We start from the raw sequence: 19,994 nt of genomic DNA, 5'->3' as shown, positions 1-19,994 counted from the left end.
GATGCACGGGGCCTATGGCTCGCATTTTCCGGATCATGCCAGGATTTCTTGGATGACACGTGCACTGGGGCTTTCGACCAACGAGAGCTTTTGAGCTCCAATCTCGAAATGAAGGGACTGGGCGTCGAGACCGAATCGATCGAGGACTGTGGTGAGCCAATCATGATGGGTGACTAAATCCTTCACCGCGTAATGGGAGAACTCATCGGTTTCTCCATGCACGTATCCACCCTTGATTCCCGCTCCCGCGACCCACATGCTAAAGCCGTACGTGTTGTGATCGCGCCCCACCTTTTTGAGCTCGGTATCCCCAACCGGGACTTGGATTGTCGGCAAGCGGCCCATCTCTCCACCCCAGTGGACCAAGGTGCTATCGAGCAATCCTCGCTGCTTCAGATCCTTGACCAACGCGGCGGCCGGTTGATCGATCTCCCGGCAACGCGCTGGAAGCTCGGTGGCGATCGAGGAATGGTGATCCCAAGATTGCCCGTTGTTAAAGATTTGTACATACCGTACTCCCCTTTCGACCAATCGACGGGCAATCAGACAGCGTGTTCCATAGTCACGGGTCGTGGGGTTGTTGATGCCGTACATCTCCAGCGTTTCTGCGGTTTCTCCGGATATGTCAAACGCATCTCGCGCTGACAATTGCATCTTGGCCGCGAGTTGGTAGCTGGCAATCCGAGCCTCCAAATCATGGTTGCCTGGAAACTGTTCCAAGTGTTGGCGGTTGAACTCCTCGAGAAATCGCAATTGCTCCGCCTGCGCCGCACCTCGCAAATGAGGAGGCGGATTCAAATTGAACATGCGAGGCTCGGTTGGGCGAACGACCGTTCCCTGGTAGATGGAGGGAAGTCCACCATTGGTCCAACTATCCCCTCCACAAATGGGCAATCCCGATGGATGCGTTAACGCGACATACGCCGGCAATTCCTGGGTCTCACTGCCCAGTGCATAAGTCAGCCAACTCCCCAACGTGGCGCGACCTCCCACAATCCCACCCGTATTCATTGCAAAGAACCCAGGGAAATGGTTGTTCACTGCGGAATGCATGGATCGGATCAACGTGATATCGTCGGCGATACCTGCAATATGGGGAAGGAGTTCGGATATCTCCATCCCACATTCCCCACGAGGTTTGAATTCCCACTGCGGTGCCATAATCTGACGACTCGCTTGCGCCGCATTGTCGAACCGAATATCCCCTTCGAATTGCTGCCCATCCCGCTTGATCAACTCCGGCTTGGGATCGAACAAATCGATTTGGCTTGGACCTCCCATCATAAACATGGAGATCATCGCGTTCGCCTTGGCGGGGCGCGGCGACTGCTTAGGCGATAAATCGTAAACAGGCTTCTCCAACGGAGGTTTCTTGAGCGCTCCTTCTTGGGCGAGCAAACCATCCTGTTTCAGTAACATGGCGGCCGCAACCGAACCCAACCCGAATGCCGAGGATTGAAGCCAGTGACGACGTGAACAAAGCTTCCCCATCCCAGAATTGGCGATTCGGGAGGGGATCGAATGATTGATTGACTGGTGCATCACTAAAGTCCCCTACTCCAAATACAAGAATCGATTGGACGCGATTAACATCTGACAAAGGCTTGCAAGCCCCCGGCGGTCAGGTGCATCGGGTTGTTTCGCTATTTTCTTTTGCCATTTTTCATCGGTGTCTTTACGAAACAACTCGCTCTGATTCATCGCAAAATCAAGGCACCCGGACAATTCCGAAGGCTTGGGAGCGACACCCAAGGCTCGCTCAAATGCCGCTTGAGCTCGAGTCTCGGGCGAGCCTCCCTCCGACCAAATACGTTCGGACATCTGCTCAGCGGCTTGCACTACCCAAGCATCGTTCATCAGTAGAAGTGCTTGGGGGGTGACGGTCGAAACCGTTCGTTGCTGGCAATTGGGTTTCATCTCAGGCAAATCAAAGGTTTGCAATAGGCTCAATTGCATCGAGCGCTGTGAACTTAGATAGATACTGCGGCGTTTGCCATTTTCACCGGGGTCTTTGATGCCGGCGAACAAGCCATCGCGGAGGATGCGCGAGCCAATCACGGCCTTCCCCTCGTCGTCTTCGGCAACCGGAGTGCTCGGTCCACCCAACTCAGGATTCAACTGACCGCTGATCGCGAGAATTGCATCGCGAACCGCTTCAGCATCCAAGCGGCGAAGGGACATGCGGGCCAAAAATCGATTCTCTGGGTCCTCGTCCCAACTGTCGCGCGTTGGATCCACACCTTCGGGTCCGTCCTGCGGGTGCGCCGAAGCTTGTCGAAAGGTTTGCGAGTGCACAATCTGCCGATGCAGCCACTTGAGACTCCATCCATGAGCCATGAACTCATACGCCAAATAATCAAGCAACTCGGGATGCGTAGGAGATTGTCCATTCAATCCGAAATCACCCGGCGATCGCACCAATCCCGCGCCGAAGTGATGCATCCAAACGCGATTGACGATCACGCGTGCCACGAGCGGGTGATTGCCATCGGTCAACATATCGGCATACGCGAGCCGGCGTTTCTCACCCGTAATGGATCTGTTTGCGCCGGCAGGTCGGTTTTGCAACAAGACCTCCAATTCGCCGGGTTCCACTTCTTGCTGTGGCGTTTCCGGGTTGCCCCGGAAGAACACGAAGCTCTTCGCGCTCTTGTCCCGGTCCTGAGCGGACATGACCAATCGTGCGAGCGGCTTGCTGTCTCGGATCTCTTGGACTTGCTTTTCTTCCTCCTGGAACTTGCGATGCGCGGGGCCATCGTACTCTACCAATTGCCCGACGATCCAGTCGATGGTCCGAACTTTAGGATACGACTCGAGGAGAGCCTTTTGTTCTGCAGTTTGATCCTTGACCGCAGTAAGAACGGCCGCCCGAAGCGACTCTCGCACTTCTTCTGGAGCGGCGTTGATCTCGCGGTCTTGGATCGTTTGGCAATGGGCTCTGCGACGCGTATGGATGTCCTCTTGCAACGCGATCGCTTGCTCTTCAATCTTCGCCCTCTCGGACTTGGTCGCGTCGTTGGTGAGATCGATCAATCGCTGCGTAGGAGCCTTCCACTGGTGAAGTGGCAATGCGGGGTCAAAGATCGCTCGCAACTTGTAATAGTCCGCGATTGAAATCGGATCGTAGCGATGGTCGTGGCACTGAGCACACGCTACCGTCAGTCCCAAGACCGAAGAGGTCACGGTCTGAATGGTGTCCGCGACGGTCTGATTGCGATTGAGGATCGTATTCTCTGTCTCAGAGAGGTCCGGAGCCATTTGCAAGAATCCGGTTGCGGCCATCAACCTCGCGTGCTCGTCATTGTTGGCGTCGATAGCTCCTTCGATCATTTGATCTCCGGCGATCTGCTCTCGTAGGAACTGACTGTAGGGCAGATCGCGATTCAATGCATCAATAACATAATCGCGATATCGCCAAGCGTGCGGTCTGGCTCGATCACCCAAGATCTGGCCGTCGCTTTCTGAATATCCTGCCACGTCCAACCAATGCCTGCCCCAACGAACACCGTAATGAGGCGATGCCAGCAATCGCTCAACTACCTTTGTATAGGCGTCTTCACTCTCGTCTTGCAAAAAGTTTTGCAACTCCTCTCGCGTCGGAGGAAGTCCTGTCAAGTTGAAACTCAAACGGCGAAGTAGCACATGCCTATCGGCAGAAGGGGCCAATTGAAAACCGTTCGCCTTGGCTTTCTGGGATACCAAGTGATCGATCTGTTGCGAAACGATTCGTTGCGCCGAAGCTTCCTCGTCCGACACAGGTGGTAATGATTCCGGACGTCGGATTGGTTGGAAAGCCCAATGGCTTAGTTCCTCGTCGGTGAATCGAACATCCTTGGGATCCTCTGGCTCTGGACGCCGAGTCTTCGCCCCTCCGTGCAACCAGCCCTGAATCAATTCTTTCTCGCCGGACGATAGCTTTTTTGGGCCGGGTGGCATCTCATCGGCGAGGATGCGTTGCAATAGAAGCGATTCGGCAGGTTGGTTGGGATCGATGGCGGGTCCGGATTCTCCTCCTTGGTGCATGAGTCGAACCAATCGAAGATCCAAATCACCCCCCTTCTCAGGTTCCTCGCCATGGCAGAGGAAGCAATGGGTCTTGAGGATCGGCCGAATATGCTTTTCGAAACCAAGCTCCGAATGGGAAGCGTTCGATGGTGTTGGCGTCGCAACTACTCCCGGTTGCGATTCCTCTTGGGAGTAGCAGGGGGTCAGACAAATGCCAAACGCGAAGACAAAAAAAGAACCGAACAACAAATGCCTTGTTGCAATACGTGCCATCGGAGGGACCTTGAAAGGCGGGGCAGGGTAGGCAGGGGGGAGGGCTTCGGTTAAACCGATCTTGATTCCACGCGTGGCGAGCCCCTCGATTGGATGCCCGCCACATCGTGAATCTATTCTAAACCAAACTCGCGGCTCATTGTGCGTGAACCGGGATCGAATCGCCGTGGATTTTTACACCGTTTCCTTAGCTTGGGTGGAAACCGTTACTTGGCTTGGGTGTAAACCGAACGTGTCATCGTTTCGCCACTGCTTTCGATCGACGTGGTGCTGGAGATTTCGCCCAGCGCCTCGACGGTACTCCAGAGACTCAAAAGATCGTTCGCCGTGAGCGTGTACTCTTGGAGCATCGGATCCGGCGTGTCAAGGAGCGTAGCGTCCGCATCGGGAATGGTTTGAGCGAACGCGTAGCGTGCCCAAGGCCGGAACATCGCAAAGAGCTTGCCGAAGTGAACGTAGGAAGCATTCGCTAAAGGTTTCGAGCCATCGATGACCCCCTTGCCAATGGCGAGGGGAGTCGATTTCGCCAGCGTGTCGGTTTGCAAGTCGGAATACGAGATGATGAGGTAACCGTCGTGGATCAAGGCTTGAGGCATCATCGTCTTCGGAACCGGGCAGTCTTCGGGAATGGGATAGCCGTACTTTTCTCCCAGAGTCGATGGAACCTCGGTTGGGCGAGGAACGGTGTAGTCGCTGGGAATCGCTTCCGGACTCTCTTCTCGAACGAGAGCAACGATTGCGTCGAAGACATCAAAGACTTCCAGAAAACCATTTTTCAGCTTTTCCGCATCGGTTACCTTCGTAATACTTGCGAGCTCAGGCAATGGAAGAGGGACATCGGAGGGGGGCATGTCTTGAACCCACTGCTTTGCAGCCAAATTGCCATAGGTTAGAACCATGCCGCTTTCACCATCGAGGGAAGGAGCGAACAAATTCTCCCAAGCGTTGGAGAGGCGAACGACCAATGGCCAAGCCTTGTCGATGGCCTCTTTCGCCTCGAGGAGTTCTTCCTTATCGCTTCCTGCTACCAGATCGAGCTCGACCACTTGATCGAAGTACTTTTTTGCTTTGGTCGCAATCGCCTTGACGAGCTCAAAGTGCTCGGGATGCTTTTGAACGCGTGTCACAACCATTGCGATCGGGGAACCGCCAACGTGTTGCAACCCGCTCAGTGGCGCGGTGCCGTCGAGTAGGATGTTCTTGGTTCGCGTATGGGTGATCTGCTCCCATCCCTGAGGGGTAAGGAACGAATAGGAAGTCGCTCCTTTGGATGGGGGAATGAGTTTCGCCATCTCCGCATCGAGCCATGCCAGATCGCTACGGACATCCTTTAGTATGGTTGCAACCTGCGGTGAATCGCCTTGGATTCGTTCGACCTGCATCGTCACGGCGGCAAAGTTCTTGGTAAAGAGATCCTTCACCTGGGCTTCGTAGTTGGCCTTCGCAAATGCATCGGAGACATAGCTGATCGACGTGAGTGGATTGGAGCCGGCATTGCGAACCGGGCTTAAATCGGGATGGCTGGCCAAACTCTCAACCTTGCCCAAATTCAGCAAATCCTTGCTTCGCTCCGAGAAGGCAACGATGAAGTATTTATCGAGCGTTCCGATCGTCAACGCGACCGTTCGAGAAGCGAGCGAGTTTTGAAGTTGCTCTTTGAGATCCTCATCGAACTGTTCGTTGGTGGGGATAGTGTCCCATGGAATTTGCTTGCCACTCAATTCGACCGTCAATCGTGAACCGCGATCGTCGTCGATTCGTTTGACAAATCGCCCAAACGGAGCGGTTTCTGGGTTGAATTGAGTTCCCAGCTGAATGAGCGCTTCCAGTTGATCGACCTTCGTCATCGCCAAGTCTTCGTCATCGCATTTGGCTCCCATGACCATCATGGGGATTTGAACGCTTTCGATTCGACCTACCCAGCTCTTGAACAGTTTCTTTGCAGTCTCCTCAGGAGGTGTATCGGTTTGTTCCGAAAGCTTTCGAATCTCGTCGTTGAGCTCGCCGCTTACCTTGAGCCATGACGATAGATTCTTGTCGATGAAAAAGAACGATTCTTCGGAAGCGAGTTTGGATAGGAACTCGATGGCATCCTTTGCGTTGGGGTTCTCCACAACCATGCGAGCGGTCGCCATCTGACCTTCGCGTTCATTCCATTGGGCAAGGAACGTTTTCCAGTTCTCCTGCACCACGGGCAAGCTCAAAAACTTCTGAACAACAGGGCCCTCGACGAACGCTTGCCATTGTTGCGATTGTTTGTACGAACCTACATAGAGGTCGGCGTCTCGAGGGACAAATCGGAGAGAGGTGTTTTCGGCGATTTCTTGGGCATACGAATGGGGAGCCCCCATCGCCATCGCAGCGGGTGCGATCAATCCACAAGCCAACCATCTTTGCAATCCACGCATGAGCGTCACTCCTTTTTCTAAGTGGGCAGAACAGAACTGGATAAGAGGATGAGTATTGTAGGGCGAAATCAGTGCGATCAGAGGTCGAAATCGTCGAGCTCTCGAACCAACGAATCGATGTTCGGGAATTCTTCATCCATCTTGGAATCTACCGCCCGAGTCGTCTGGACCGCGGGCGGGGCGATCTGACTCGGTTCCTGGCGAGGAGTCAAGGCGGATTGAACGACCCGCATGGGTTGAGGATCTTGGTTCGCCGCCGAAACGGGAGCCCCTGAGGTGTTCACGCCTGTCTTCGCACTTGGCGCTCCACGCGCAGCAGGTGCGCGCGACTGCAGCTGGAAAACCGGAGTCGAAAGGGATGCCAGCAACCCTTTGAGCTCGAGTACTCCCGCGTCGATCGACCGCTGGAGATCAAGGTGCATGTAGTAAACATGCTTAGGAGAAGGAATCTCACGAACCAACGGCAGCGAAGCGGGAGATTCGGATTGCAATGGCTCGGGTGCGATCGCGATTTTCGGACCGCCACCAACAGGGATGAGCTCGATCGGTGCTATTCCCAGTCGCTGCAAATGCTCAGCAACCGATTCCGCTGTTTGCCAGGAGAGCAGAAGGAATCCTCCCTTGAATCCCTCCAAGCAGAGTTGATCGGTCGAATCACGAGGGATGGTACCCAAATCGGCGACCAAGGTCGCATCGAGACGCTCTTCGAAGAGAAGGCGAGTGATCCACGTCTCTTCATGCTCCGAGTGAGCCCCAGATCTTCGAGGGTGCTGGCAAAGGACAACAGGAAGGCGAACAGCCATGAATTGCTCGATAAGACGATCGTGGATGTGGGTTACAAGGACTCGTAGGAGGTTTCAAAAAGCTTCATCATTCCCTGGATATCCCCGGTCTCGATCCCTTTTCGGAGATAGTTGACCCGCTGCTCGGATGTTCCGTGCGTGAACGATTCTTCGGAGACATACCCTTTGGATCGCTTTTGTAGGAAGTCATCGCCGATGCGACTGGCCGCATGAAGGGCTTCCTCAAGGTCCCCTTTCTCCAAGATCCTTTTGTTCATCTGAGCATGATGCACCCAAACGCCGGCCAAGTAATCGGCTTGCAACTCGAGCCGAACACTGAGCTGATTGGCTTCTTCTTTGCTCCCCCGAGCTTGAAGCTGCTGAACCTTTTTCGAAAGACCAAGCTGGTTTTGAACGTGGTGGGCGACTTCGTGGGCGATGACGTAGGCCATTGCGAAATCACCCGGTGCTCCTAATTCGCTTTTGAGCTGTCGAAAGAAATCGAAGTCCAAGTAAACATTGTTGTCTCCTAGACAATAAAAAGGACCGACCTGCGAAGAGGCGACACCACACGCGGATCGAACGGCTCCTGTGAAGAGGACCAGCTTGGGTTCCTGATAGCGTGCCCCCAATTGCTCTTTAAAGAGTTTGTTCCAAACGTCCTCGGTATCTTTCATGACGACCGATACGAATCGTTTCAAATCGGCATCTTTATCCGATTCAGGAGACACGGGTGGGGCTGCGTTGTCCTGGAATGCAGGTCGATCGCCCGCTTGCTCGATGATCTGCTGGGGATTCGCTCCGAGCAGCATGAGGATGATGAGCAAAACGACCGATCCTAGTCCTCCTCCCAATGCCATTCCGCCGGCTGGCAATGCCATGCCCCTGCGGTCCTCGATATTGCTCGATTCCTCTCGGCCTTCCCATCGCATGGTCGTACTCTCACTGTTGGCAAATGAACTGGACCGTCGCAATATAGCAGAAGTTGTCGGCGATGCGACTTACAAAGGAACTAGCAATATTTGCTTTCCCACTGCGCGCGTTCCACCGCAAGCTCCTCATCCGAGGGGATCTGTTTGAGCTCACGTCCTTCATCAAATCTTCGTTCCAATTTGGCAATGTCCTCGATCAGGGGCCGAAGCGTTTCGTCCGCCAAGCGATCGATGAAGAGCATTCCGTCAAGGTGATCGATTTCATGTTGAATGATCCGCGCGAGAAATCCATCGACTTCTCCTGCGATCTCATTGCCGGAAAGATCGTATGCGTTGACTTGTAGGGATTTACTCCGCTTGACCGGAGCGTTGATTCCGGGCAGCGAAAGGCATCCCTCTTCGCTCTCCACGCTCCCTTTGGGTTTGTTGATCACCGGATTGATGAAGACCATCTCCTGATCTTTCTCCACGGGATCCCCGGTCGGATTGGCGATGAACACGCGGATGGGCAAGTTCACTTGGTTGGCGGCCAGCCCAACTCCTTTGAACTCATACATGATTTCGAACATCTGCTCGATCAGATCTTTAAACTGAGCATCCACCCTTTGAATCGGTTTCGATCGGTGCCGAAGGATCGGGTGCGGATAGGTGGCGAGCTGTAGTTTCGACATACGGTGTAGTGAAAGGAGTTGGGATCAGGTAGGCTAAAGATTGTTTTCGGAATCGGCCAACTCGTAAACCTATGATGCTCCGAGTTTCACCTTTCTTTTTGAGTTTCCTCTTCGCAGTCGCGGGGATGGCTGCCCAGCCTCCTGTCGCACCGGGGCAAGATTTTGCACCGGGGCAAGATTCCACCGAGCTCTACCGTCAAGCCGTCGCTCGTTTCCAAGGTCCAAGTACCATCCATCGCATCGAATCGCTCGATGCCTCGCTGAAACAATGGAATCCTCCAGACGTGACGGTCGAAAACGCCGTGGTGCTCGATTGGAATGACAAGGATCTGATTGTCGTTCGGCGTGATTCGTTGGATAAGGTCGTTCTACCTTCTCCTAATGTCGTGCGAATCGAACCGAAATGGGAAAACGACCTTGCAGCAAGTCTGCACGCCGATTTTCTTGCCGGCCGCTTTGCCGACGCGATCGCCAAGGGAGGGCGCCTGCTGGGTCAGAAATCCGAGCAACCGGGAACGCCGAGATGGCAGCAACGGGTCTTGATCGCCGAGTTGGTAGAGTGCTCGGTTGCGTTGAATCGTTGGGAAAGAGCGTGTTTGCTGTACGCTGCCCTCGCAAAGGACCAGCCTCCTCCGCTGCTCCTGACTGCCATGCCGATTCCTTGGTCAGCCACCACGGCAGAGATAAAGGACCGCGTGAAAGTGCAGGAGCTTGCCGTCGGATGGCTTGAGGATTCTCGCCCCCCTTTGCAATTGATGGGGGCTGGTTGGCTCCTCGATTCGGATCGACGCGAGGAGGCCGCGCGAACCCTCGAACGACTTTCGCAATCGACCGACAAAGGGGTCCTCAGCAACTACGCGGCAGCACAACTTTGGAAAACCTCCACGCCGAAGGATCTCTCCAGCGAACGGATTGCTCAATGGACTGGGCTGCGCGATTCGATGCCACTCCCCTTTCAAGCCGGCCCGACCTATTTGATGGCAGAGAAACTTTCGCGAGCAGGAAACTCCCCACGCGCTTTGGAGGAATTCCTCCGTGTCGGCATGCTTCATCCCGACAAACCGTATCTTGCTAAGCCGGCTCTCGCCCAAGCCCAACAATTAGTACAATCCTCCAGTCAATCGCAAGACGCAGAACGTATCCAAGACCTAAGCAGGAAATTAGGACCGTGAATCCCAAATCGCAGCCATCCCTTTCGTCCAGTTCCATGCTGCGGGTTCTTCGCTATCTGCGATGGGGGACCTACGTCTTGGCTGCCTTGACCGTGCTCCTGTGTGTCGTGGTATTGAAAACGCCTCTGATGGGGCAAACTCCAGCAGCCACCACGAATCCCCCTCCCGTTGCCTCTCCCGCGAACATCCCGCCCGCCATCAACCTGCCCCCGACCACCACTGCTGGCACGCCCTCCAAGCCGAACGCGGCGGATGACAGCTTGATGGAAATCATCTTTAGTGGCGGGATCATGGGGATCACCATCATGGTGATCCTGATCGTTCTCTCTGTGGTCTCGGTCTATCTCGTCGTCGATCAAGCGCTCGGGCTTCGCCGCAAAGATTTGATTCCACCCGACCTAACCGAATCCGTTCGATCGCTGCTTGCCCAAGGAAAATTGAAGGAGGCGGATCAACTTTGTCGCGAAAGACCTTGCCCGCTTTCGTTCGTCCTGCTCAACGGAATCGCCGAAATTGAATTTGGCTGGCCTGCCGTGGAAAAGGCATTAGAAGACTCGACGGCAGAACAAGCCGCTCGACTCTACCGCAAACTCGAGTACTTGACCGTCATCGGGAACTTGGCACCGATGCTCGGTTTGTTGGGTACGGTCACAGGGATGATTCTCGCGTTTCGTGAAGTCGCGATATCTGCGGGATCGGCCGGAGCGGCGGATTTGGCGAGCGGTATTTACTCCGCACTCGTGACCACCGTCGCAGGACTTGCAATCGCAATTCCTGCCTTAGGGGCTTTTGCCGTTTTCCGAAACAAGATCGACGAGATCATCTCGGAGCTCGCCTACTCCGCGCAGCATGTATTCGCTTCGGTACGACGTCGATTGCCCGGTGCAGCGCCACGCCCTGTTTCTCCTCCTCGAGCCCCCTGATTCATCTCCCCTTTATTCGGTTCGACCGTTGCAAAGCGACCTTTTCTCTTTTTTTGAAGTGGTGGAGGGGCTCAAGTCGATGTCGACGATGTGAAATTGTCGACCTGCTGCATGGACGTAGCGACTCACTTCTATGAGGATCCATGCGCCATGAGCCGAAAGAAATCACCACCGGCACCTGCCCATTTCGATGACCCACCTCGCAAGCCTTGGACGCTCGGCATGATCGTTCTGGCTGCCGGCTCGTTCAGTACTTGGTACTGGTACAAGCCTCTTCCTCCCGAGGCCGGCCAAGCCGCTTACTCGAATTGGGATCACACTCCGTTGCCCGATGTGTGGGATGAAGCCGAGTTGGTCAAGCCCACACTCGATGTCGACATGACATTGCAGGGAACGGGTCGCACGTTCTCCGATGCATCGGGCGAATTGATTCCCTCGTCCAGGAATGGTCTTCTGCCCGTCCCTTCCTATAAAAAGAATCTTGGCGAGCTGGCGGCAACAGAACCCTTGCCATCGCTTCCGACGATTGCACCGATTGGGGGTGAGTCCAGTCGCGATTTGTCCCTTCCTCCCGACCCGTGGGTCAGCGGAAGAGAATCTCGATCGGGTTCTGGAATACTGACTTCCTCCCCACAATCCAACCGTGCTGCATCGGCTGCGAACCAATGGCCGGACCTTTCGTACGAACCTCCTCGACTTGATATGCGAGAGGAAAGAGGGGCAGGGATCCCATCGTTGTTGAGCTCATCGATTCCCACCGAACCTGCCTCGATTCGCACGCGCGAAGAGTCCGATGGGAGAGGGGGGCTTGACTCCAACTCACCTGCCAGCGGTGGCTCGTCCGTGCATGCGATACGAGAAGAAGCGGCTCGCAAACCGTTGTTCATTCGGCAACCGAAACGAGGGGAATAAACGGGACGGGCGATGCGGCCATTTCGCTCGGTGCGGAAGTGACCTCCCGGTTGAAACGGTCCGCGAAAAATCGTGTATGATTTGCGAATCGTCCCTTCGTTTCCTTCACTCTTTGTTATGAATGCCCGTGAGATACCTATGAGTTCAAATCCCTATGCTGTTCAAACCACCGATTACATGACCAGCCCGGCTGCGGGGGATGCAGAGAGCGTCCGACGCATGTACCTCAATCATGAAGCCTCCGTGAAGTCGATTGGAACCTTGTACTATTTAGGTGGCTTCTTCGGGTTGTTGGCCGGAGTATTCTATTTGGGGATTGGAGTCGTTGCAGTCACCGCCGGTATGCCAGGACAGCAAGGAGGCGAGCAGGAACGGATGATCTTGGCTATTACCATGTGGGTTTTCGGCCTCTTCGTGCTCGTGATGTCGGGCGTGCAACTGTGGACCGCCTATGGGTTGAGAAGACTTCGTCCTTACAGTCGGATTGCAGGAAGTGTGATTGCGGGTATTGGATTGCTCGGGTTTCCAATTGGAACTCTGATCGGCGGGTATGCCCTCTACTTGCTGCTTTCCGCCAAAGGGGAATTTATCTTCTCGCCCCAATACCGAGCCGTGATCGAACAGACACCTCATATCAAGTACAAGTCATCGATCATCGTTCGTATTCTTGTCGGTATACTCCTCTTCTTCCTGTTGTTAGCCTTGTTCGGGGGCATCCTCTCGGTCGTCGGCCGGTAGGAACAGAGCCAAAGCAGTTGCATCTCCTTTGTAAGGGTTAAGTTCAATGTCCAATCGGTTCCTCTCCGATCCGTCTTTGCTTCTGAGTCGGACTTCGCACTTCGTCGTTTGCGCGTTGCGCCCGACCGTATTCGTCGGAGCATTTCTTTCGCTCTGCGCCGTTTCATTGGGGCAAGATTCGTTGGCGTTTGACAATTCGGTAGAAGGAAAGCTCTATCAATGGAAAGTTCGCTCGAGCGAAGTCGATCCGGAGGCGAAAGCCCATCCGGATATCGATTTCTTTTTTGAAAAGGATGGAAAGCCGGCTGATTTCGAAAACGCCTCGGTCGACACACGGGTGAAGCCGACTGGCAAACTCGTGATTTGGTTGATGGGCCACAATGCACCACTCTTTGAGCGACTCAACAGCTATGGTCATCACGCGATCCAAGTCCACTATGCCAATGGTTGGTTCAAACGACTGAACCGCGAACCGCCACCGGATGATAAATATCTGGGCCGGATTCGCTTGGAAGCCGCTATTGGTGAAGATGTGAGCGACACGGTATCGATTCCAAAACCCGATAGCATCATGGGGCGAACACGATCCTTGCTGCGATGGTTGGATCAAAAGAATCCGGAGGGGAAGTGGGGATACTTCTTGGATAAATCGACCGGCGACGTCCGTTGGGATCGAGTGATTCTCGCGGGAGCTTCCCACGGTTCCACCACAGCTTGCCGGTTCGCACTGCATCAAAAAGTAAACCGAGTGGTCATGCTTTCCGGGCCAAGAGATCAAAATGAGACTTGGTACGCCCTACCTTCTGCCACTCCCAAGGATCGTTTCTTTGGATTCACGCACGTCTTGGACACAGGTTGGACCGGAAATCACTACCCGAGATCTTGGAAAATGCTAGGCTTGGACGCATTCGGACCGATCGTCGATGTCGATCAAATTCCCCCGCCGTTTGGAGGATCGCACCAGCTGGTCACCAATGCGGATGTCAAAGGGGACAAAGATCGAGCCCACGGCGTTTCCTCTCCAGGAAAATCTGCGATCAAAAACCCGGATGGCACCTTTGCCCACGAAGCGGTCTGGCGGTACTTGTTCGTCGAGTAACCTTTCGCTTCCCCCTTTTCTGCAACACGTATTTAGTAAGTTAGGTCTCAAATGATTGTCGTAATGGAGAACTCGTGCACGGATGAGCAAATCGAAAGAATTGCCAATCGCGTGACCGAGCTCGGGATGAAATCGCATGTGATTCGAGGGACGGAACGAACCGTCATCGCTGCCGTCGGTGATGAACGGAAAATCAAAGTGGAGTCCTTTGAAAGCTATCCCGGCGTTTCGGAAGTCCTCCCAATCCTGGCTCCTTACAAAATGGCATCCAAGGAAGTTCGTCCTGAGATGTCGCAAATCCAAGTCCTTGATTTCAAGGCTGGGAGAGGGGCAGTCGGCGCGATCGGTGGGCCTTGCTCGGTCGAGAGCGAAGAGCAGATCATGGCCTGTGCGCGTGCAGTCAAAGCTGCTGGAGCAACGGGGCTCCGAGGGGGCGCCTTCAAACCGCGAACCAGTCCTTATTCCTTTCAAGGGATGAAGGAAGAAGGACTGAAGCTTCTCGCTTTGGCTCGTCAAGAAACCGGCTTGGCAATCTTTACAGAAGTCATGAGCACCGAGGATGTCGACCTGGTTGCCAAGTACGCCGATGTACTGCAAATCGGCGCCCGGAACATGCAGAACTACCGATTGCTCGAAGCCGTTGGTCGATCGGGGCGGGCGGTTCTCCTCAAACGAGGACCCAGCGCATCGATGGAAGAATGGCTCCTTGCAGCGGAATACATTCTCAATGAAGGAAACCCGAACGTCATGCTCTGCGAGCGGGGAATCCGAACGTTCGAATCGCACACCCGATTCACGCTACCTTTGGCAACCATCCCGTACCTCCATCGCAAAACTCACTTGCCCGTGATCATGGACCCTTCTCACGGAACGGGTCACTCCTACATGGTCACCGATATGGCGGTCGCATCCGTGGCAGCAGGAGCGGATGGACTCATCGTCGAGATGCATCCGAACCCGGAAAAGGCAATGAGCGATGGTTACCAATCGCTCGACTTCCCGCAATTCGAAGACATGATGCAGCGATGCCGTGTCGTTGCCAATGCTTTGGGAAAACAGTTTGGTTAAATCCTCGCTGACAGACGGATCCATTGGGTATGCTCCTGGCGACGAAGCGGATCGCTACTGGATGGGGCTGGCTATCGAGTTGGCAAAGAAGGGCAGAGGCCAGGTCGAGCCAAACCCGATGGTCGGGTGCATTGCTGTCGCGAATGGGCAAGCCATCGCAGAGGGGTTTCATCGGAAGTATGGTGGTCACCACGCAGAGGTCGAAGCCTTGAAAGGGTTTGGTCCTGTAGATCTTCGTGATGCGACCGTCTACGTCACGTTGGAACCATGCAGCCACTTTGGAAAAACACCCCCCTGCGCTCCCTTTGTAGCCGAGCGCAGGCCCCAACGCGTTGTCGTGGCCATGCTGGATCCCTTCCCTGCCGTATCAGGGCGGGGGATCGCGATCCTTCGCGACGCGGGAATACAGGTCGACGTGGGGGTGTGCCGCTCCGAAGCGGAACAGCTCAATGCACCGTACCTCAAACTGCTGAATGACAAAAGGCCTTGGCTGACCGCGAAATGGGCAATGAGTCTCGATGGTTCCATCGCGACGAAGTCGGGGGACTCGAAATGGATTTCGAACGATCAATCGCGTGAACACGTTCATCAGACGCGGGCGAGAATGGACGCGATGATCACAGGGATTGGTACGGTGCTAGCCGACGACCCGATGCTGACGGCACGCCCCAAGCAATTCGATGGTGAGGTTCGAAACCCTGTTCGCGTTGTGCTAGATCGCAATCTCCGAATACCACTCGAATGCCAATTGGTAACAACAGCCCGGCAATACCCGACGATCGTCGTGACCCTTCATCGCTCTTCCGCGATTAAATCGGAAGCCTTGCGATCGTTAGGTGTGGAGGTTCTGGCGATGGGAGAAGGGGATGTGCGCAGTACCCTTGAGATCGCCCTCGATTATCTTGGAACAAAACGTTGCACCCATGCCATGCTCGAGTGCGGACCGGAATTGATGGGGCATGCCATGGACCGGCAATGCGTCGACGAGTTAGAATGCTATATCGCGCCGTTCATCTTAGGAGGAAACGCCATTCGACCTGTTCGCGGCAGCGGCATCGAGAAATTGAGCGATGCCCAGCGATGGCATTTTTCGTCCTCCACTCCTTTCGGCGAAGATATCCTACTCACCTACCGCCGCGCAAAATCCTGACAACGTTCCAGGCCTTCCTCGAACCGACCCTGATAAGGAACGTTCTCGGAGAAGTCGATTTCGCAACTGTTTTAAAGACGAGGGCTTACGGAGTTCGAGACCGGATCGATCTGAGAGTGCCGCGTCACGGAAAATCTGCTTAACAGAAACGCTGGTTCGAGACCAGCCAGGGCCAGTCGAAGAGTCGCGGAATGGACCTTTAACCTGCATCCCTCTTGCTCGTCATTGCCGGGTCAACGGACAGAGAACTCGCCCGCCAGGTCAACTACCTCAAGGCGGAGAACCAAATCCTCCGAGGTCGGCTTCCTGGTCGAATCAGTCTAACTGAACGCGAGAAGAAGGGCTCGGTGGACTGCTCAAGAGCTACAGCCGCAAAGCGGCGTAGCTCAAATCATCGTTCCACTTTCTTCGATACGTTCACTTCAGGTTTGAGCTTACTGCTGCGCGCAACGCGGAAATCCATCTGCACCGCAGCCATCTGGGTCAAGAAATATTCAACTTGCGATCACGAATCTGATTCCAACTGCTCTTGATCCCTCAGCTTTTTCGTTCGGAAAATCACCCTTGTCGATGCAATCTAGTTTTTGCACAGGGCGGACTCTGATTCCGTGAGGGGGGTGCCTCCTATTGCCACTGGAGCTGTTTCAAGCATGGCTTTTGGGGGTGCATAGCGGCTATTGTAACCAATCCCAACGCCGCTTGCAGCGATTGCGAACCGAGGATTGCATCCTCGAAACTTCTGGCCCCCTTCGCCCCCGGCTTTGCGGGGGAGAAGGGCTGGGGATGAGGGGGAGAATGTGCAATGTCATATGCCTGGTTCGCTAGTCCGAAACAGGTACTAACCCACTGGGGTCCCGTGCTTCAAGCCTCAGTGCATACCCGCAGAGATCACATCGATTTCGCCGCGTTTTCTTTCGTCCCTACCAGGACTAAAAGATCTTGGCGATCGAGCGAAAGGCGTAGGCACCTTTCTTAGTCGATTCGTTGATCCGATCGTAAGAGCTGATTTATGAACTGCTTGCGCATTCATCCGTGTACGCCTATCGGCTGACTGTTAAACGAAGAGGGTCCACAGTCGGTCCACTCCCACCTGCTCGTCAACAATTCGTTTAACAGTCAGCCGCAGGCGTACACGCACCACCGAAAGTGGAGCCTGCGCACGAATCTTCACTTGCTGTTACAAAAAGCTAGCTCCACGCATTCGGTGCATCATCTTGCTCGCAAGCGGCTCGTTGGCCGCCATCTTGCGGCCCCTCGAGCGATAGACTCGCAGGGAATTATCCCCACAAAAATACATAGAGAAAATGCAGGGAAAACCAACTTCGGTCATCCCCGTGCCCCCGCATCGGCGGATCTGTTTAATGAGTTGGTTTAGTTCTTATTGGTGTACGGTGGGTGAGGATCATCAATTGTGTAGCTCAGCCCTGCAGAAAATCCTTCCCGTCAAAACCGAATAGTAACTCGAATGCACGGACATGCCGGATGCGTGCAATCTCGTTGACCCACTTTGCTTCCAATTGGGGACGGACCTTTGCTAGAGAACAGTAAACATAATTGTCACAATCGACAATCTCAATTCTTCTATCCAAAGAGTGGTCGCGGTAAACGTAATGCGCCGGGCAGCATGGATCGCTAGTGTCGCAATGGTAATCCATTACAGGATCAATCAATGAGTCTTCTGGCCAAATATATTGATGATCGTTTAGTCGATACACAGGAATATTCCCATGGTAACTTAACACCTCTGTTACTTGAACCCTGCTCTCGGCATATCTTTCCTTTTCAGGATCAAGAACTTGATGCAAGCTCAGTAGGCTTTGCGAAGTCACACTGGACCATATGGCATCTAGTTCTGCAGCCGTTTTTACTTTTAGTCGATCGCCAGCGCGAAATGCAGGAGCACCATCTCTCATTTGTTGTTTTCCTAGTTATCGCTCATTTTAGTTGCCGTGCACTTCGTAATCACCGCAACACCGGGGAAGGTAATAATACCTTGATCTACACCTGGGCGCACCGGATCTGGCAACCAGTCAACGTTGGGCGAACGGCATTCATACTTGCACCAGCCGTTACATTTTTTACGTTCTAAATCAGGCCAGGAAATAGCCAAAGATTCGCTGTATGAGAGCGAGCAATTATGTGTTGCAAAATTTCCAGCGGCTATGGAGAAATCCCCGCACGCTGCATACCGGCACCAATGATCACGGTTGTTGGCTGGTTTAGGCTCGGGCTTTGGTCCATTTGGAATATAAGGCGGATCCCACTTGGGTTTTGGCTTGGGACGAGGTCTTACTAAATCAGAAAAATCTTCCAACATATCCCGAGCAAGGCCTTTCGCATCTGCCAAACAAGTTGGTTCGACTAGGCAATAAGTCACGGAAACCCCAGCTGCAGCGGCTGCCGCATACAAGGCAGCTCCACCAATTCCAATTGGCACCGCGGGTGCAAGAATAAACATCGCTTGACCAGTTGGATCGGCGTCTTCGATTGGAAAGAAAGCTTCGTACAGACTCATTCCATCCTCAAACTCGATCGGATCCCTCCCCATAAACCTGCCGGCGAGCCCGCTCATCCACCTAGCCCTGAAGTGATACAGGCCAAGCGTCCCATCCCATTCACGTCCCGTGTAGGTATAGCGATTGTTGATCGCGGAACTCGAGAGGACCGACCCTGAACCATCGAGGATGGTTGGCTGGCCGTAGGCCGTGTAGGCGTAGCGTTCGGCTACGGAGCCGGAAGAAGTCGTTACTGCGGTGATGCTGTACTGCTGGTTGCTTTGGTAGCGCCAAGTCGCAGTCGTAGCTTCATCAGGGGACGGACCAACGCTGGCGTGGATGGAAAGCAAATGGAAGCACTGCCAAGCAGGAGTAGTCGCTTCGGTGCAACCGAAGGTTGCATTTGGCTCTCCTGTGCGGGGGCGCGCGGAGCGGAGCTCTGGAGCTGTTTCAAGCATGGCGTTTTGGGGGTGCATAGCGGCTATTGTAACCAATCCCAACGCCGCTTGCAGCGATTGCGAATCGAGGATTGCATCCTCGAAAATTCTGGCCCCCTTCGCCCCCGGCTTTGCGGGGGAGAAGGGCTGGGGATGAGGGGGAGAATGTGCAATGTCATATGCCTGGTTCGCTAGTCCGAAACAGGTACTAACCCACTGGGGTCCCGTGTTTCAAGCTTCGGCGCAAACCCACAGAGATCACATCGATTTCGCCGCGTTCTCTTTCGTCCCTACCGGGACTAAAAGATCTTTGCGATCGAGCGAAAGGCGTAGGCACCTGCTTCACTCGGTTCGTTGATTCGATCGAAGGAGCCGATTCATGAACTGCTTGCGCATTCATCCGTGTACGCCTATCGGCTGACTGTTAAACGAAGAGGGTCCACAGTCGGTCCACTCCCACCTGCTCGTCAACAATTCGTTTAACAGTCAGCCGCAGGCGTACACGCACCACCGAAGGTGGAGCCTGCGCACGAATCTTCACTTGCTGTTACAAAAAGCTAGCTCCACGCATTCGGTGCATCATCTTGCTCGCAAGCGGCTCGTTGGCCGCCATCTTGCGGCCCCTTGCGCGATAGACTCGGTGGAATTTTCCCCACAAAAAAACGATAGAGTAAATGCAGGGAAAACCAACTGCGGTCATTCCCTGCCCCCGCATCGGCGGATCTGTTTAATGAGTTGGTTTAGTTCTTATTGGTGTACATCCCATCTATGAGATAAGAGACACTCAGAAAAGCCCTTTTAGGTGGCGCTTCTTTCGATTCCACAAGTAAATGCCGATAGATAAAAACAATATTCCAAGGAAGCAGTCCACAACATGCGGAGTTCCCTTCGAATCAAGGGACATAAGGAATCGGTCTACAAGCTCGCTC

General features: G+C 54.2%; 15 protein-coding genes. 7 read left to right on the top strand and 8 right to left on the bottom strand.

What is annotated here, in order from left to right:
* Window positions 1-33: 33 nt before the first annotated feature.
* From SH467x_RS22095 to def, 6 genes are all read right to left on the bottom strand, one after another.
* Window positions 34-1,542 carry a DUF1501 domain-containing protein gene (locus tag SH467x_RS22095; protein WP_482369258.1) on the bottom strand — a complete coding sequence of 503 codons (1,509 nt, stop codon included), beginning with the start codon at window positions 1,540-1,542 and terminating at the stop codon, window positions 34-36.
* 12 nt (window positions 1,543-1,554) lie between these two features.
* The gene (locus SH467x_RS22090; protein ID WP_482369257.1) at window positions 1,555-4,278 is read right to left on the bottom strand and encodes a PSD1 and planctomycete cytochrome C domain-containing protein; all 2,724 of its coding nucleotides are present in this window, start codon (window positions 4,276-4,278) and stop codon (window positions 1,555-1,557) included.
* A 206-nt stretch (window positions 4,279-4,484) separates the two neighbouring features.
* Window positions 4,485-6,686 carry a hypothetical protein gene (locus SH467x_RS22085; RefSeq protein WP_482369256.1) on the bottom strand — a complete coding sequence of 734 codons (2,202 nt, stop codon included), beginning with the start codon at window positions 6,684-6,686 and terminating at the stop codon, window positions 4,485-4,487.
* A gap of 77 nt (window positions 6,687-6,763) precedes the next feature.
* A complete protein-coding gene (locus SH467x_RS22080) occupies window positions 6,764-7,489 on the bottom strand; it encodes a hypothetical protein (RefSeq protein WP_482369255.1) in 726 nt (241 codons plus the stop codon).
* A gap of 32 nt (window positions 7,490-7,521) precedes the next feature.
* Complete coding sequence (gene ypfJ, locus SH467x_RS22075; RefSeq protein WP_482369254.1) at window positions 7,522-8,400, bottom strand: KPN_02809 family neutral zinc metallopeptidase; 879 nt, start codon at window positions 8,398-8,400, stop codon at window positions 7,522-7,524.
* Between the two features lie 80 nt (window positions 8,401-8,480).
* Entirely contained in the window at window positions 8,481-9,071 is a 591-nt protein-coding gene (gene def, locus SH467x_RS22070) for a peptide deformylase (protein ID WP_482369253.1), read from the bottom strand.
* Between the two features lie 71 nt (window positions 9,072-9,142).
* Between def and SH467x_RS22065 the strand changes: the two genes are divergently transcribed.
* From SH467x_RS22065 to ribD, 7 genes are all read left to right on the top strand, one after another.
* A complete protein-coding gene (locus SH467x_RS22065; RefSeq protein ID WP_482369252.1) occupies window positions 9,143-10,243 on the top strand; it encodes a hypothetical protein in 1,101 nt (366 codons plus the stop codon).
* On the top strand, window positions 10,240-11,166 hold the full coding sequence (locus SH467x_RS22060; protein ID WP_482369251.1) for a MotA/TolQ/ExbB proton channel family protein: 927 nt from the start codon (window positions 10,240-10,242) through the stop codon (window positions 11,164-11,166). The genes SH467x_RS22065 and SH467x_RS22060 overlap by 4 nt, the downstream gene beginning before the upstream one ends.
* Before the next feature lie 150 nt (window positions 11,167-11,316).
* Entirely contained in the window at window positions 11,317-12,078 is a 762-nt protein-coding gene (locus SH467x_RS22055) for a hypothetical protein (RefSeq protein ID WP_482369250.1), read from the top strand.
* A gap of 138 nt (window positions 12,079-12,216) precedes the next feature.
* Window positions 12,217-12,816 (top strand): hypothetical protein, encoded by a 600-nt coding sequence (locus SH467x_RS22050; protein ID WP_482369249.1) that lies wholly within the window; start codon window positions 12,217-12,219, stop codon window positions 12,814-12,816.
* 46 nt (window positions 12,817-12,862) lie between these two features.
* Window positions 12,863-13,915 (top strand): BPSS1187 family protein, encoded by a 1,053-nt coding sequence (locus tag SH467x_RS22045; protein ID WP_482369248.1) that lies wholly within the window; start codon window positions 12,863-12,865, stop codon window positions 13,913-13,915.
* Window positions 13,916-13,966: 51 nt separating this feature from the next.
* Window positions 13,967-14,983 (top strand): 3-deoxy-7-phosphoheptulonate synthase, encoded by a 1,017-nt coding sequence (gene aroF, locus SH467x_RS22040; RefSeq protein WP_482369247.1) that lies wholly within the window; start codon window positions 13,967-13,969, stop codon window positions 14,981-14,983.
* Window positions 14,946-16,133: a bifunctional diaminohydroxyphosphoribosylaminopyrimidine deaminase/5-amino-6-(5-phosphoribosylamino)uracil reductase RibD gene (gene ribD / locus SH467x_RS22035; RefSeq protein ID WP_482369246.1), complete on the top strand. Its 1,188-nt coding sequence runs from the start codon at window positions 14,946-14,948 to the stop codon at window positions 16,131-16,133. Before aroF ends, ribD begins: the two co-directional genes overlap by 38 nt.
* 1,418 nt (window positions 16,134-17,551) lie before the next feature.
* Here the strand turns inward: ribD and SH467x_RS22030 are convergent.
* Both SH467x_RS22030 and SH467x_RS22025 read right to left on the bottom strand, forming a co-directional pair.
* Window positions 17,552-18,046: a hypothetical protein gene (locus tag SH467x_RS22030; RefSeq protein ID WP_482369245.1), complete on the bottom strand. Its 495-nt coding sequence runs from the start codon at window positions 18,044-18,046 to the stop codon at window positions 17,552-17,554.
* 11 nt (window positions 18,047-18,057) lie between these two features.
* Window positions 18,058-19,086 carry an RHS repeat domain-containing protein gene (locus tag SH467x_RS22025; RefSeq protein WP_482369244.1) on the bottom strand — a complete coding sequence of 343 codons (1,029 nt, stop codon included), beginning with the start codon at window positions 19,084-19,086 and terminating at the stop codon, window positions 18,058-18,060.
* Window positions 19,087-19,994 lie beyond the last annotated feature (908 nt).

The sequence above is a fragment of the Brakhagea slesvicensis genome, from assembly GCF_052161625.1.
In the GTDB taxonomy this organism is placed as follows: domain Bacteria; phylum Planctomycetota; class Planctomycetia; order Pirellulales; family Pirellulaceae; genus JBKCUI01.
Note: the sequence above shows the minus strand (reverse complement) of the source record. Positions and strands in the feature narration are given on the sequence as shown.

What these genes read in the sequence shown, in the direction of transcription:
- SH467x_RS22095 (WP_482369258.1), bottom strand. Translation starts at nt 1,542, where the DNA reads ATGCACCAGTCAATCAATCATTCGATCCCCTCCCGAATCGCCAATTCT.
- SH467x_RS22090 (WP_482369257.1), bottom strand. Translation starts at nt 4,278, where the DNA reads ATGGCACGTATTGCAACAAGGCATTTGTTGTTCGGTTCTTTTTTTGTC.
- SH467x_RS22085 (WP_482369256.1), bottom strand. Translation starts at nt 6,686, where the DNA reads ATGCGTGGATTGCAAAGATGGTTGGCTTGTGGATTGATCGCACCCGCT.
- SH467x_RS22080 (WP_482369255.1), bottom strand. Translation starts at nt 7,489, where the DNA reads ATGGCTGTTCGCCTTCCTGTTGTCCTTTGCCAGCACCCTCGAAGATCT.
- ypfJ (WP_482369254.1), bottom strand. Translation starts at nt 8,400, where the DNA reads ATGCGATGGGAAGGCCGAGAGGAATCGAGCAATATCGAGGACCGCAGG.
- def (WP_482369253.1), bottom strand. Translation starts at nt 9,071, where the DNA reads ATGTCGAAACTACAGCTCGCCACCTATCCGCACCCGATCCTTCGGCAC.
- SH467x_RS22065 (WP_482369252.1), top strand. Translation starts at nt 9,143, where the DNA reads ATGATGCTCCGAGTTTCACCTTTCTTTTTGAGTTTCCTCTTCGCAGTC.
- SH467x_RS22055 (WP_482369250.1), top strand. Translation starts at nt 11,317, where the DNA reads ATGAGCCGAAAGAAATCACCACCGGCACCTGCCCATTTCGATGACCCA.
- SH467x_RS22050 (WP_482369249.1), top strand. Translation starts at nt 12,217, where the DNA reads ATGAGTTCAAATCCCTATGCTGTTCAAACCACCGATTACATGACCAGC.
- SH467x_RS22045 (WP_482369248.1), top strand. Translation starts at nt 12,863, where the DNA reads ATGTCCAATCGGTTCCTCTCCGATCCGTCTTTGCTTCTGAGTCGGACT.
- aroF (WP_482369247.1), top strand. Translation starts at nt 13,967, where the DNA reads ATGATTGTCGTAATGGAGAACTCGTGCACGGATGAGCAAATCGAAAGA.
- SH467x_RS22030 (WP_482369245.1), bottom strand. Translation starts at nt 18,046, where the DNA reads ATGAGAGATGGTGCTCCTGCATTTCGCGCTGGCGATCGACTAAAAGTA.
- SH467x_RS22025 (WP_482369244.1), bottom strand. Translation starts at nt 19,086, where the DNA reads ATGCTTGAAACAGCTCCAGAGCTCCGCTCCGCGCGCCCCCGCACAGGA.